Annotated in this window: 11 protein-coding genes; 4 read left to right on the plus strand and 7 right to left on the minus strand. The window is 47.0% G+C overall.

Annotated features, from left to right (window positions below; genetic code table 11):
* Nucleotides 1-75 precede the first annotated feature (75 nt).
* Nucleotides 76-1,029, plus strand: a complete 954-nt coding sequence (locus tag ACM9J1_RS08780) for an AAA family ATPase (RefSeq protein ID WP_415581660.1) — start codon at nucleotides 76-78, stop codon at nucleotides 1,027-1,029.
* Nucleotides 1,030-1,064: 35 nt separating this feature from the next.
* On the opposite strand, the gene ACM9J1_RS08785 is transcribed toward ACM9J1_RS08780, so the two are convergent.
* A complete protein-coding gene (locus tag ACM9J1_RS08785; protein ID WP_415581661.1) occupies nucleotides 1,065-2,054 on the minus strand; it encodes a hypothetical protein in 990 nt (329 codons plus the stop codon).
* Nucleotide 2,055: 1 nt separating this feature from the next.
* Nucleotides 2,056-3,192, minus strand: a complete 1,137-nt coding sequence (locus ACM9J1_RS08790; protein ID WP_415581662.1) for a hypothetical protein — start codon at nucleotides 3,190-3,192, stop codon at nucleotides 2,056-2,058.
* A 21-nt stretch (nucleotides 3,193-3,213) separates the two neighbouring features.
* On the opposite strand from ACM9J1_RS08790, the gene ACM9J1_RS08795 reads away from it, so the two are divergent.
* The 3 genes from ACM9J1_RS08795 (at nucleotide 3,214) to ACM9J1_RS08805 (ending at nucleotide 7,944) form a co-directional block, all read left to right on the plus strand.
* Entirely contained in the window at nucleotides 3,214-4,374 is a 1,161-nt protein-coding gene (locus tag ACM9J1_RS08795; protein ID WP_415581663.1) for an acyltransferase family protein, read from the plus strand.
* A complete protein-coding gene (locus tag ACM9J1_RS08800) occupies nucleotides 4,334-5,449 on the plus strand; it encodes an acyltransferase family protein (RefSeq protein WP_415581664.1) in 1,116 nt (371 codons plus the stop codon). The genes ACM9J1_RS08795 and ACM9J1_RS08800 overlap by 41 nt, the downstream gene beginning before the upstream one ends.
* Before the next feature lie 230 nt (nucleotides 5,450-5,679).
* Complete coding sequence (locus ACM9J1_RS08805) at nucleotides 5,680-7,944, plus strand: aconitate hydratase (RefSeq protein WP_415581665.1); 2,265 nt, start codon at nucleotides 5,680-5,682, stop codon at nucleotides 7,942-7,944.
* Nucleotides 7,945-7,993: 49 nt separating this feature from the next.
* On the opposite strand, the gene ACM9J1_RS08810 is transcribed toward ACM9J1_RS08805, so the two are convergent.
* The 5 genes from ACM9J1_RS08810 to ACM9J1_RS08830 all read right to left on the minus strand — a co-directional run bounded on the left by ACM9J1_RS08810 (nucleotide 7,994) and on the right by ACM9J1_RS08830 (nucleotide 15,161).
* Nucleotides 7,994-8,371, minus strand: a complete 378-nt coding sequence (locus tag ACM9J1_RS08810) for a hypothetical protein (RefSeq protein WP_415581666.1) — start codon at nucleotides 8,369-8,371, stop codon at nucleotides 7,994-7,996.
* A gap of 113 nt (nucleotides 8,372-8,484) precedes the next feature.
* Nucleotides 8,485-10,572, minus strand: coding sequence for a hypothetical protein (locus ACM9J1_RS08815; protein ID WP_415581667.1), 2,088 nt, complete (start codon nucleotides 10,570-10,572; stop codon nucleotides 8,485-8,487).
* A 3-nt stretch (nucleotides 10,573-10,575) separates the two neighbouring features.
* Nucleotides 10,576-12,648: a right-handed parallel beta-helix repeat-containing protein gene (locus ACM9J1_RS08820; RefSeq protein ID WP_415581668.1), complete on the minus strand. Its 2,073-nt coding sequence runs from the start codon at nucleotides 12,646-12,648 to the stop codon at nucleotides 10,576-10,578.
* A 14-nt stretch (nucleotides 12,649-12,662) separates the two neighbouring features.
* A complete protein-coding gene (locus tag ACM9J1_RS08825) occupies nucleotides 12,663-13,070 on the minus strand; it encodes a T9SS type A sorting domain-containing protein (RefSeq protein ID WP_415581669.1) in 408 nt (135 codons plus the stop codon).
* A gap of 15 nt (nucleotides 13,071-13,085) precedes the next feature.
* Nucleotides 13,086-15,161, minus strand: coding sequence for a pectate lyase family protein (locus ACM9J1_RS08830; RefSeq protein WP_415581670.1), 2,076 nt, complete (start codon nucleotides 15,159-15,161; stop codon nucleotides 13,086-13,088).
* Nucleotides 15,162-15,288 lie beyond the last annotated feature (127 nt).

Raw genomic sequence — 15,288 nt, forward strand, 5'->3', positions numbered from 1 at the left:
TTATAAATTGTAAATTCTAAATTTTAAATGGAATAAGTGCATTTACAATTTAGCATTTAAAATTCAAAATAGACAATGTCTGACGTAGCAGCAATCGAAAAACTCGTCCAGAAAAGGGCCGAGCTCAAAAAGGAAATCTCCAAAATCATCGTGGGGCAAAACGAGGTCGTCGACCAGATTTTGTTGTGCATATTTTCTGGCGGCCACGCGCTTTTGGTGGGCGTTCCCGGATTGGCGAAAACCCTGATGGTGAACACGATTGCCCAAGCGTTGGGGCTAGATTTCAAGCGCATCCAGTTTACGCCCGATTTGATGCCATCCGACATTTTGGGCAGTGAAATCCTCGACGAAAACCGACAGTTCAAATTCATCAAAGGGCCGTTGTTCGCGAACATCATCCTGGCCGACGAGATCAACCGTACGCCACCAAAAACGCAGGCAGCCCTGCTGGAAGCCATGCAGGAACGCGCCGTGACCATTGCCGGAACCAACTATAAACTGGCGCTGCCGTATTTCGTATTGGCGACGCAGAACCCGATTGAGCAGGAAGGCACGTATCCGCTTCCTGAGGCGCAGCTCGACCGTTTCATGTTCGCCATCAAGCTGGATTATCCAACGTTCGCCGAAGAAGTGCAAGTCGTGAAAAGCACGACCAATGACGCATCTGAGAAAATAAATCCGCTGTTCACCGCGCAGGAGATCATTGACTTCCAACACCTGATCCGCCGCATTCCGGTGGCCGACAATGTCATTGAATACGCCGTGACCTTGGTGAGCAAAACCCGTCCGGACAATGCGCTTTCAAACGAGTACGTTAAAAATTACCTGGATTGGGGTGCCGGCCCGCGTGCGTCGCAAAACCTCATTCTGGCCGCTAAAGCGCATGCGGCATTCAATGGCAAATTCTCGCCCGATATCGAAGATGTGAAAGCCGTGGCCACTGGAGTATTGCGCCACCGGATCATCAAGAACTACAAGGCAGACGCCGAGAACATTTCAGAAGAAATTATTATTGGGAAATTACTCTGATACACGAAAACGAATCCGGCCAAGTGTCGGGTTTTTTATGGATGTTTCTTAAGTTTCCTCTCCAGGAAATGCATCAACTTGTGGTGCATCGGGCTGAATCCCATGACCAGAATCCCTGACAATATCGACGATACCAATGCGTCCGACACATGGAGTTGGTGTGACACCCAATGTAGGACATAATGTTCCATGACGTTGTAGACGAATACGATACAGATCAGCATAAAACTGTTGATGATGGTCCGTTTGATGATGACGCCCGTATCGAAGCTGTCAAAAAAGAAGAAACTCATCGTCAGGGCAACCAACAACGCAATGACGGATATGATCGAAAAGATACTCGATATGAATTGAACGTCTTCATTTGGGAAATTGTAGAACAGCATGTTTAGGATGCTGCATGCAAAATAGATGGTCACACCCCAAAACAGCCATAAGACTTTATTTCGGTCTGATTCACTTTTAGACAAGTTGATGTATAAGTAGGCGATAATCACGATCACCAACAGCGGCAGCATGACTTCCTGGAATGGGGTGAACATGAGTGCCAGGGGAATCAGCGGGAAAATGAACCACGATTTGTCATGGTGTGCGAGCAGCAGCAATTTCCGAAAGGGTTTCCACCGGACTTTATGGACGATGTCTTCACGTGTTACCGGTTTCGGGAAGTATTGGAACGTCTTGAACAATGCCATGAAAAATAACAAGTTATTGACAATGCCGATCGCCAAGTAGATTTTTCCGCTGAACAAGACGGGAACAATCGGCGCGAAACTATTGGCTGCAAGCAACAGTGCAAACAACAAGTTGCCGAGGTTCAGGCGCGCCCGGATCAGGATAATCAAGGCCAATAGCCACACGGCCAGGTAATAAATAGTGTTGGTAATTCCGGCTATCCGTGCGATGCTATATTTTGTCTCATGCCTTAAAATGGCTTCTTCAAATGCACAACACCACGCCACACCGATGCTCAGCACATAAACAGCGAGGGCAATCCGCAGGAATTTCAGTTTTTTTTCGGTCACCTTATTTGCCGTTTAGTTTGTCGTCCAATTCCCGGTCGTAAAAAAACAGGAACATGCTGCCCATCATGTCTTGCTGGATGCCGGAGGTGTTGTTGACCGTTTCCACCAATTCGTATTCGTGGTTTTTGTAGAGCCAAATGCCGTCTTCCGAAGAGAATTGTTCAATCTTGTCCAGCCCAATGCTTTTTTTGTGGTTTATCACATGGCTGGTGAAAATCGGCTTGTTGGCGGTCTTGTCGAACAACGTCAGCGATGTCGTGAACGGATGCACATGTACCGCTGCCGCGTGCAGGCGCAAACTGTCCGTAATTTGCAATTGCTTGTCAATATTGCTGCGGTAAGTGTTTTTGCCCACCGGAATCACCCAATGCCCGGAGAGCATATTCCCGTTGCCGTCGTCGTAACTGTGGTTTTTGGTTTCTACCGGGATGCATTCGTTGGCGCCCGGGTCGGTCGGTTCTTTATACGGATCGCGCTTGTCATACGGCAACATCACGAAAACGGTGCGGCACATGAGCGGCTTTATTTGTTGGTCGTTTTTGGCGTAGTCAATCGTGACTTCATGCTTCACTTGGAAGTTGATGTCGGGCAAATTGTGGTTGAGCGTCTGCGTGGTCACAAACAACAGATCGTTGCCTTTCATCGGCACGCCGTAACCCGCCGGGAACGAAAAATCTTCCATGCCATGCGAGAGCGACGTCATTCGTGGGTATTGCGTCCCGATGCGGTCGGTCAATCCCAAACCGGTGTAATACTTTACGTCGTTGAAATCCACGTTCATGTGGCAGATGAAATCGTTGGAAACCGGTTGTTTGGTCTTCGCATCCATCGCCCGAACATGAAAACCGGTCAGCCAGACCAACGCGGAATCCTGCGATAGTTGTACATAATTCGACGCTTTCGGTCCTTCCATCGACTTGTAAATCCCATCGATCAAAAAAGAAGGCGAGACCATTTTGTAGTGCGATTCGGCGTTGTTGACATGCCATTCCGCATCCACGAGGTGAAGTTTGTGGAGCACGGTTGTCTTCACGATGGCTTTGTGGCGGTTGCTCAGCGACAAGTAGCCGATTGTTCCGGCCACGACGGCCAGCAACAGTACAACGCCTAAAATTTTGTATATCTTTGGTTTCGCCATGACTACAAACTTACTATTTTCATGACAGCCACGCCACGCGACGAAAAGAAAATTTTCGGGCTCGACCTGATGCGCGTCGGTGCCATCCTGCTGGTGTTGGCCGCACACATCCTTTGGATTTATCCCAACAGCAAAAACCTACTCACCAAAGGCATGAACTTTTCAGGGTTTATCGGCGTAGAATTGTTTTTCGTACTGAGCGGTTTTTTGATCGGCGGGAGTTTGCACCGCGTATTCCTGCGCCAAGACTACAACTGGAACATCATCAAGAACTTCATGCGCCGCCGGATGTTGCGCATCATGCCCAATTACCTGCTTGTTTTGCTGGTCAACATGGCGGTGTTCAGTTTTTTGGGATATGACATCCGTGAACCGTGGAAATATTTCGTATTCCTACAGAATTTTGCGGCGCCGATGTTGCCGTTTTTTCCCGAATCCTGGAGCATGGCCATCAAGGAAATCCCTTATTTCATCATTCCGTTCGTGTTGTTGCTCCTGGTGGGTTTCTCCAAGAACCGCGACCGGATGTTCCTGTATATGGTTTTGGTGCTGATGGTGTTGCCCATGATGGCGAAAATTCATTTTTACTTGAATCATCCTGGCATCACTTTGCCTGAATGGAATGTGTCTTTGCGTTCGGTTGCGATCTATCGTGTCGATGCCGTCATGATGGGCGTGTTGTTCGCATGGCTGCGCTTCAACCGCATCGGGCATTGGAAGAAGTACCGGAACGTGTTGGCCGTTTCGGGATTGTCGATTCTTGCCGCCTTGGCCGCGCTCGTCGGTTTTGTAAAATTGTCGATCCTGGATTTTCCGTTCTTTTACGATGTGTTGTTCCTGCCGCTGATTTCAGTCGCTTCGGCGTTTTTCCTGCCGTTCTTCTCCGAGTGGAAAACTGCGCCCCAATGGCTCGATAGACCTGTTGCATTTCTAGGTTCGGTGTCGTATTTCGTTTATCTGATGCACTACAGCCTCATTTTGTTTTTGATGAAACACTACATCGACACCGCAGATTTTACGATCTGGCAGTTGCACGCCTTTACGTTGTCGTATCTTCTGCTTACATTTACTTCCGGCTGGCTGCTGTACCGATATTTCGAAAAACCAATCCTGAATTTCAGGGCCAAACAAACGCATTCCTATGGTGTCATCGAAAAACCAAAACCGGATCTTCGGGCTTGACCTGATGCGTGCCACGGCCATTTTGCTCGTGCTCGCCGGGCATTGCGCCTGGATTTTTCCACATGGCAACAACCTCTTTACGGCGCTGCTTGCGCTTGCCGGTTTTTTGGGTGTCGAGATCTTTTTCGTGCTCAGCGGGTTTCTCATCGGCCGGATCATTTACCGCCAGTTTACCGAGAATGACTTTAATTTACGCGCGGTTTTTTATTTCCTCAAGCGGCGCTGGTACAGGACATTCCCGAATTACTTTTTGATTCTGGTCGTGAACATCGCAATTGCGTTCGCGCTTTCGGTTTCAACCGATGGTTTATGGCGTTACTTTTTCTTCCTACAGAATTTCGCCGCGCCGATGCTGCCTTTTTTCACCGAGTCGTGGAGTTTGTCGGTCGAGGAATTCGCGTATGTCATTTTGCCGTTTGCATTGCTGCTTTTCTTTTTGCTGTTGCGCCCCAAAGACAAGTCGAGGCAATTCCTGGCGGTCATTCTGTTGTTGATCTTTTTGTTTTTCATCACCAAGATTTTCTATCATGCGCAACACCAAATCACGACGATAGACCAATGGAACCTCGCGGTGAAGTCTGTGGTCATCTATCGTTTGGATTCGATTTTCATCGGCGTACTGGCGGCATGGCTGTCGATCCGTTTCAACGATTATTGGCGAAAGACGAAGTTTCTCTGGGCATTTCTCGGGTTGTCGATGATTGGCTTCTACACGTTCGGCGTGGGTTTCTTCGGGCTGTTCATTGACCAGTATCCGTTTTTCTGGAACGTCGTGTATTTGCCGCTCGCCTCAGTTTCGATTGCGTTGTTCCTTCCGGTGCTGTCTGGCTGGCAGTCGTCGGGAACGGCCGTGGCCAAAGGCGTTACCTTCGTCAGCTTGATTTCGTATTCCATTTACCTGCTGCATTATGGTGTCGTGTTGCAACTAATGAAGCACTATGTGGCTACGGAAACCTTGTCGGTTATGGCGGCGGCTGTTTTCACGGCGATTTATCTGTCGGTCACCGTGCTGCTCAGTTGGTTGTTGTACCGCTATTACGAAAAGCCGATGATGGACAAGCGCGATGTAATTTAGATTCATTCTTCGTCTAAATCCGGTGATTTTCAAGCCGTCGAATTTCGCATTTGTCAAAAAACCAATTGGGAAAATGTCGATAATGAAATATTCTAAGCGAAAACTGCAAATCGCTCAATATTTTGTAGGTAAAATTGATATTCGATAAAAATAATCTTTCGAAATCACGAAATCGTTGTAAACCATCTTATTTTCTTAATTTTGCGGAAGAATTAAACACACCTTTTTATATGGCTTTTGATATTGAAATGATCAAGAAAGTCTACGGAAACATGGCCGCCCGCGTCGATAAAGCGCGTGAACTCACCGGCCGTCCGCTGACACTCACCGAAAAGATTTTATATGCGCACTTGTGGGAAGGGATGCCAACCCAAACATTCCAGCGCGGTAAGGATTATGTGGATTTCGCCCCAGACCGTGTGGCCTGTCAGGACGCAACGGCGCAAATGGCATTGTTGCAATTCATGCACGCCGGAAAAAGCAAAGTGGCCGTACCAACGACCGTACATTGCGACCACTTGATCCAGGCAAAAGTAAACGCCGAGACAGATTTGGCTGCGGCGAAAAAGTCCAGCAATGAAGTTTTTGATTTCCTGTCGTCGGTGTCCAACAAATACGGCATCGGGTTCTGGAAACCGGGTGCGGGCATCATCCACCAAGTCGTCTTGGAAAACTATGCGTTTCCGGGCGGAATGATGATCGGTACCGATTCACACACGGTAAATGCCGGCGGATTGGGCATGATTGCCATCGGTGTTGGCGGTGCAGATGCCGTTGACGTAATGTCGGGCATGGCTTGGGAGCTGAAATTCCCTCGTTTGATCGGCGTAAAACTCACCGGGAAATTGTCTGGCTGGACGGCACCGAAAGATGTCATCCTGAAAGTGGCCGGCATCCTGACCGTAAAAGGCGGAACCGGCGCGGTCATCGAGTATTTCGGCGAAGGCGCAACGTCTATGTCGTGCACCGGAAAAGGAACAATCTGTAATATGGGTGCCGAAGTTGGCGCCACAACATCAACGTTCGGTTACGATGCCTCTATGTCGCGCTATTTGCGTTCAACCGGTCGTGCCGATGTGGCCGATGCCGCTGATGCGATTGCACCATATTTGACTGCCGATGCCGAAGTGTACGCCAATCCGGAGCAATACTTCGACCAAGTCATCGAAATCAACCTGTCTGAACTCGAGCCGCATTTGAACGGCCCGTTCACCCCGGATTTGGCCACGCCGATTTCGAAGATGAAAGAAGAAGCCATCAAAAACAACTGGCCGCTCAAGATTGAATATGGTCTTATCGGTTCTTGCACCAATTCCTCTTACGAAGATATTGCCCGCGCGGCATCGTTGGCCCAACAAGTGGCCGATAAAAAATTGAAGACCAAGGCGAAATTCACCATTACGCCGGGTTCCGAAACAGTCCGTTACACCATTGAGCGCGACGGTTTCATTGACATCTTCGATAAGATCAACGCGACGGTTTTTGCCAATGCCTGCGGCCCGTGCATCGGGATGTGGGACCGCGAAGGTGCCGAAAAAGAAGAACGCAACACCATCGTTCACTCATTCAACCGAAACTTCTCAAAACGTGCCGATGGCAACCCGAATACTTTGGCTTTCGTAGGCTCACCGGAATTGGTGACCGCCATGGCCATCGCCGGTGATCTGACGTTCAACCCATTGACCGACACGCTCATCAACGAAGACGGCATTGAAGTAAAACTCGACGAGCCAACCGGAAACGAGTTGCCACCGAAAGGTTTCGACGCGGAAGATCCGGGCTATCAGGCGCCTGCTGCCGATGGTTCTGGCGTAAATGTCATCGTTGACCCTAAATCTGAGCGTTTGCAGTTGCTTGCGCCATTTGAGCCTTGGGACGGCCAAAACATCACGGGTGCGAAGTTGCTTATCAAAGCCTTCGGAAAATGTACCACAGACCACATTTCCATGGCTGGCCCTTGGTTGCGTTTCCGCGGACATTTGGACAATATCTCCAACAACATGCTCATTGGTGCCATCAACGCGTTCAACCAAAAAGCGAATTCGGTGAAAAACCAATTGACCGGAAGTTACGAAGCCGTGCCGGCGGTGCAACGCGCCTACAAAGCGGCTGGCATTCCATCGATTGTTGTCGGCGACCACAACTATGGCGAAGGTTCGTCCCGCGAGCACGCTGCCATGGAGCCGCGTTTCCTGGGCGTGAAGGCCGTTTTGGTGAAATCGTTTGCCCGCATCCACGAAACCAATCTCAAGAAGCAAGGCATGCTGGCGCTGACTTTCGCCAACGAAGCCGATTACGACAAAATCCAGGAAGACGATACCATCAGTATCACCAACCTGACCGCGTTTGCGCCGGGCGTTCCGCTGACGCTCGAGTTCAAGCACGCAGATGGCACGGTTGATACGATTGTCGCCAACCATACTTATAATGAAGGCCAGATTGGCTGGTTCAAAGCCGGATCAGCGCTCAATTTGATTGCCGCAGGCAAAGCATAAGTTTTTAAGTTAGTTAAGCCGAAAACTCCCGTCATAAACGGGAGTTTTTTTATTCGGACAACAGCCAGCGTTCGGCCAAGTCGAAATCCGTAAAGGCATGGTATTGAAAACCGCGGTTGGTGCATACGGTTTCCCAAAAGTCGCCGATATCCTTGAATTTCTCCTGAATTACCGCCGCTACTTTCACCGAAAGGACTTCCGGGACAAAATTATCGATGTAATGGTTGACCAAGTTCAGGTAAGACGAAAGCCCGGGCGGAAACTCGGTTTCCATCTGATAAATCAGGATTTTTTGCGGGTTGTACTTGAGGAATTCTGCGTAAACCAAATTCGCGTGGGCAACGAGTTCGTCTGCCGATTCCACTACGCCTTTTGATTCAACATACAGATAATCCGCCCGATTTTGGGAGGAAATGTTGATGTCCATGTTTTAGTTGTGTTTGCGTAGGGAATCGAAATATACGAAAAAATCCGCCGATACTGGAACAAAAAAATCCGCCGGATGGGCGGATTTTGTGGTTTTTAGGTAATTTTTACTTTTTAAGGATTGTTTTTTACCAATGAAACCAATTCATACTTGGTAACGCCTGAGAGATCAGATCTTCGGAACTGCACAACTTCTCCCGTATTTACTGTTAGTGTTGTCGAGGTTCCAGGAAAATAAATGTTACCCGCTATTCTGTTGAATTTGACATTTCCAATGCCAGTAACGACGAAAGTCAGTATTTCGCCAGCACCCACTGTCGAAGATATATTGTCAATGTTTGTGGTAGAAGTGTTCAGGAAAAAGAGGGTTCCTCTTTTACAAGAAAGACTTCCAAAGGCATTGGAAACAGATTTTTGTACGCCAGACGTCTTATTTAGGCTGTTCGAAGAGAATGTATTGCCACTGATTCCGACGCCAATATTATTGGTTCCGGCGGCGACGAAGTTGCATGTTGCGCAAAAACTTCCAGCTGTAACATAATTGCCCGTAACGTTGACTACCGAATTGTCTGTAAAAACGCACGCACCATTGTCTTTCACATAGCCAGACGGTGGCGTGTAGGATCCGTAACCGGCGGCATTGTCAAATCGGCTGTTAAGAACGTTTACGGCCTTGTTCGGTTTATTGGCGCCATTGAGATAAACACCGTAGCCAAGGTTCGAAAAAGCGCAGTTGTCGAATGAAATGCTTTCGGCATACTCGAGATACGCGCCGTAATCTGCATTCGAGAAAGTACAATTAAGGAACGTGACAACGGCTGGATCCCAGGTTTCTCCACCCCCAGGGGAATAACCTTTTAAATAGACAAGTTTTCCTTTGGCGAATGTGGTTCCGCCACCGCCATAAAAACTACAGTTTGTGTAGGTATACTGGCCGTTTTGTCCTTCCATGAAAAGTGCATAACTGTTGTTGGTAAGATGACCTCTCGATACGCGGACGTTTTCAAAATTCACAAATTGGTCGGGCGTGTTATAAGCAGTAGTTCCGCCGCCCAGATAAATGCCGGTGCCTTCGAACGAACGGATTTGGATGTTCTTGAAAGTACAATTCCAAAGACCGCCATCGCCATAACCTTCGACGGCATTTCCGCCGGTTTTTTGTATTCCCTTGAGATAAAAAACACCTTTCGGACTGGTAAATCCGCTGTAAGAACCGATGAAATTCAGGTTGGAAACATTGGTCCGGACGCGCCCGATTTCCATGTCTACAAGATATGTCCCGGATGTATTGGAAGGATAAATGTTCGTGTTTTCCATGCTTTCGCCGATAATCGATACACCGTCTAGTAGCGTAATCTTATCAACGATATAATTTCCATTTGGGATGTAAATGGTATTACTCTGGAAATGCGACAAATTATCTGAGCCATCGCCACCTGTGAAAACTATTGACTTCGCGAAATCAATGGCATTTTTCAAGGCGGTGGTGTAATTGCCCCAAGTTCCGAATGCCCCAAAATATGCCGCATTTATGTAACCTTCGTATTGCCTGACCCAACGGCCGCTATCATTAGCTAGGCCACTAATGACTGCCTGGATGATTGTGCCATTGTTGTCTTGGCTGAAAATTCCCGACATTGATGTTTTAAAAATGTCGTTCGTCTTCCACATAAAATAGCCGCCGCCGCCATCGCCGGGATTGGTATGCCCTTTTACGAAGACAATTTGTCCGTTGAGAGTTCCGGCCATTGCTTTTAATTCTGTAAGATTGTTTTTTACCGTATAGGTCGGGACGCTTTCGGCAGTTTTCGAGTGCAACGCATACGGAACCGTCAGCAACGATGTTTGTGTCGTGTGGGAGTAATTACTTCCGTTGTTGAAATCAATTTCAACCCTTACATCCTTATTCTGAGAAGACCAGTTGATTTGGTCAAACGGGACAAGTCCAGGACCTGTTTCGGGCACGCCTTGGCCGATGACGAGGGAATATATAGACAAGGCATCGGTATCAGGATGATGAACTTCGCGATAGACATTGGACGAGCCCGGGTTGACAATGGTAATCCTGACGGCAATTGTATCCAACGGATACATCGTTCCAGAACTACTTCTGGCAAGTCCTTGATAACTGATGCCTTGCGGAAGCTGTGGATAAGCGGATGTTGCTAGAAGAAGCAACAATAAGATATATAAATTTCTCATTGGTTATGGGTTATTTCGGATAACGGAAACCGACTGGAATCCAGAATCGGTTTTAATGAATTTCACAATTTCTCCTGCGTTGAGCGAAAGCGTGGTCAAAGATCCGGGAAAGGCGATATTTCCTCCAGATTTACTAAATACCAACGCTGCAGAAGCTTTGATGGTAATAGTTTCCCCGGTATTGAGCGTCGAATCGAGTGTGTTGATTGTCCCGGTATTGTTAACGCTCAAAATCTTGTTTTGTCCGCACACGAGTGTTGTTCCACTTTGGGTGAGCTGTTGCATAATGTTATCGGTACGGCCGACTTTTGGAATCGAAAAAGTATTGCCTTCCAGATTTACCCCAATATTGCCCGCCGAGAAGTCGGCAAAGCCGCAAGAACTGCAGATGTCTTCTGAAAACGCATAATTTCCCTTAATATTCACATAGGAATTAGTTACACGAATGCATCGGCCGCCGGCTTTGATATATCCTGCGCCGGGATTGAAATTACCGTAGCCGGAAGCGCTGTAAAACCGATTGTTCAAAACGCTGATACCTTTACAGTTTCGCGTCGTTCCATCCACGACTACGCCATAACCCAACAGTCGGAACAGGCTGTTGTCAACCGTGATGTTTTCGGCGTAGTCAATGTAAATTCCGTAGTCGGCATTGTTGAAAGTACAATTCACGAAACTGATGTTTGCCGGTAGGACAGGACTGTTGTTTCCCGGATAATAACCTTTCAGATAGACATTTTTACCTTTACTGTAGCCACTGTATCGGGTGCCGTCAAACTGGCAATTGATAAACGTAAAAGTCGAATTGGCACCTTCGATACGCAGCGCATTCACATCGGCTTCCTGATCTCCTTTGTAGACGCGGATGTTTTCAAAAACCGTTGAATTGTTGTGGTGCTGATAATTCGTAGTGGAACCTTTGAGGAAAATACCGTTTTTTTTGAAATTGGTAATAAGGATATTTTTGAAAGAAGATGCCCATAAACCACCATCGTTAAAACCGCCCTCGGCAATCGTCTTTACCTGTGATTCGAGGTACATCAATCCTTTTGGGTTGTTGCCCGTAAACGGATAACTTTGTCCTTCGGAACCCGAATAGGAACCAATAAAACTCATATCAGAAACATTGGTCCTGACACGTCCTTTCTCCATCGTAACTACATAACTTCCGGGCGCATTTGTCGGGTAAAAATTGGTTTTCTCCATATTCTCGCCAATAAAAGAAACACCGTCTTTGAGTTCAATAGTATCTATGATGTAATTTCCGTTGGGTACAAATACCGTCGAACTTTGAAAGTGCGCCACATAGTCAGGGCTACCGACAGCAACAAGTTCTGCGAATTCGAGCGCTCTCTTTATTTGAAGCGTATAATTTCCCCAAGTTCCCATAGCACCAAAAAACTTGACGTTTACAAACCCGTCGTACATGCGTACCCAACGCCCATTGTCATTTCCTCCGTTGGCCTGAACGATTGTCCCGTCGTTTGCGGTGCTGTAATATCCGCTGGCGGATGTCTTGAAAACATTGTCGGTCTTCCAGACAAAGTAGCCGCCACCACCGTCTCCGGCAACATTGTAACCCATCATGAATGCGATATCCCCGGCTGTATTTCCCGGAGAAGCTTTCAGGGCGGCGAGATTTTCTTTTATCCAATAGCTGGTAAGGCCATCGGAATATTTGGCATGGAAAGCATAAGGCACGCTCAACAACTGCGTTGAACCAGATTGGGTATAATTGGTGCCGCCGGCGGGATCGATTTCGATTTGAATAAATTTGGGTACGCCCGCTGCCCAATCTATGTCGGCAAAAGAAGGGAACAGGCTACCTCCAATCGTTATATTGAATACGCCGCCGCCACTGGTCGTCGTTGTCTGCGTCTGCGTAAATAACGGACTTCCCGACCCGACAACATTGTCCCAGATAGTGATACGAACACCAATGCTGACACCCGATGCCAAGGGTGCGGTAAGCGTACTGTTCAATGCCACTCCTTGATAGTTTATGCCTTGAGGTGGTTGTGCATAAGCAAAGGTGAAACACAGGCAGAGCACAAAACTCAAAACGAATCTCTTCATAAGTCTTTCCATGATTATTCTTTAAAAAGTTTATAGCCTTTTGAACTGTCTGTATCGGTAATCATTACATAACAACCTTTCGGCAGGGCAGAGAGGTTTACCATGTTGTCGCGTACTTGTGCTTCAATCATCTGGCGTCCGCCGAGATCGAAAATCCGAATTGATTTTATGTCTGAATTTTTAGTAAAACTCAGATAATCTTTCACTGGGTTGGGCGTAAAAAGAACATCATTGACCACGACAGGCTGTTCCATTCTGCCGGAAATATTTTGATATTTGACGTAAATCGTCCCCACGATAAATGTCGACGTGTTACTGGTGTTTTGGCTGAAAGAGCCACTGTTTGCCTGAGCTTGCGTCTGAGGTTGTGCCGCAAGGCTCCAACCCGCAAAGAAAAATAGGAATGAGAATATTTTTTTCATATCGGATGTCTTGTGTTATCGCTTGATTCTTACGAGCTGGAATTTTTCCAAACCGCCAAAATCAGTTTTCATGAATTCGGCCATTTCACCGGTTGTCAGCGTCAAGGTCGTTGATGAGCCCGGAAAAGTTATATTGCTTCCCGGAGCCCTACTAAAGGTCAATGAACTGGCAGCCTTGATCAGTACCACTTCACCGGTATTGATTGTAGAAGAAATGGTAGTTATGGTTCCGGAACCGGTTGCGCTGATTTCATTATTCTGTTTGCAATCTAATGTCGAGCCCGATTGCGTAGCTGTTTGCATGACGCCGGTCATTTTTGCCAAATTGTCCTGTGTGAAACTATTCATCGACAGGTTCAGTCCTAAATTGCCCGGATGCGCCTTTGAAAAGCCGCAGTTTGTACATGGGTCGCCGCCCACCATCAGATTATTGGTTGCGTTCACCACGGAATTTTTCGATTCGATGCAATAACCTGTAGAAATCATATAATTGGCATCGAGATATTGGGAAAATGCGCCATAACCAGCAACATTCGCAAAACGGCTGTTGGTTATATTAATTCCTTTGCAGGGACGCAACGTACCGTCGGCATAGACACCAGTGCCGAGGTTTTCAAACCAACAGGTGTCGAAATTGACGTTGTCTGCACCGTTGATGTATACGCCGTAATCGCCATTCTGTATGGTGGTATTTAAGAAATTAATTGAATGCGGCAGGGCATAATCACTACTGCCATTACCGTCGATGTATACGTTTGACCCGGTCGATGCCATATAAAAACTTTCACCGCCTCCGCCGCCATCGAACTGGCAGTTAATGAAACTGTATAAGCGGTTATCATTGTCTATATACAACGAATGGATGGCGGGCGTAACGCCATAAAAACGGAATATCCTGACGTTTTCGAAGATTGTTGTATCGTTAGGTAAACTTCCGGTTGTGCCGGCACTCATATGAATGCCATGTCCTTTAAAAAATTCGACAATGATATTCCTGAAAGTCGAATTGGTCAACCCGCCTGCTCCGTATGGGCCAACCTGGCCTTTGAAAAACATTGCGGTTTTATTGCTGCCGTTTGTTCCCGGATATTTACCATAAAGGTGAAGGTTTGACACATTCGTGTGTACCATGCCAGCTTCCATATCAATCAGGCACGGAGCCGTACCGTCAGGAAGTGCCATAATCATAGTACGATCGATGCTTTCGCCGACAATGTCAACACCGTCTTTCAGGGTTATTTTGTCAATCGGATAAATTCCGCTCGGGATGAAAACCGTTGTACTGGCAAAATGGGATTGGTAATCGCTACTTCCGTTGGCTACCAGCTTGGCAAAGTCGATCGCCGCCTGGATGGTGGCAGTCTGGTTTCCCCAATAGCCATTCGCGCCAAAATAAGCAACGCTGATATAATCGTCATACAATCTTACCCAACGGCCTGTATCATTAGGTACGCCATTAGTGGCTGCCTGGACAATTGTTCCATCATTTCCTTGATGATAATATCCGGAAGCCACACCTACACCATTATTGGTTTTGAAAACGGGATCGGTTTTCCAAATGAATAGGCCTTCGCCGCCGTCACCAAACCAGGTGTATCCCCTGATGTAACAAAGCTCATTATTTTTTGTCCCTGCATTCGTTTTGAGCGCAGCCATATTGTCGCGGATTGTAAATGCCGTAATATTTAGGGCTGTTTTTGCGAAAAATGCATACGGAACACTCATGAATGGTGTAGTAGAAGTCAAACCCGCCGGAAACGTCGTGCCATTGGCAGGATCAATCTCTACTTTCAATAATTTGTTATTGGCTTTCCAATCTATACTGGCAAAGACGCCTACATCGGGCGGTGTTATTGAACCAATCGTCAGGCTGTAATAACCATTTGCATTGGTCATCGGGTGATGCGTTTCACGATAAGCGACGGAAGTGTCTGCGTTGAGAATACTAATTTTTACGGCGATGGTCGTGCCGGTAAGGACAGCTCCTGAAACGTTTCGGGCTATTGATTGATAACCAATGCCCTGCGGCGGCTGTGCGTACGAGTTTAAACAGCAAAGCCACAGCAATAACAAGTAAATTTTTTGCTTCATAGTGTGTTGTTTTTGGTTAAAAAAAGAGGAATTTCCTTATAAATTTAATGGGTATTTTTTCACAAAAAATTAAGAATTGTAAAAGTTTTGAACATATCGATGAATTACATCTTTCGTTAACAGATTG

This window comes from Flavobacterium longum (assembly GCF_965137575.1).
Lineage (GTDB): Bacteria > Bacteroidota > Bacteroidia > Flavobacteriales > Flavobacteriaceae > Flavobacterium > Flavobacterium longum.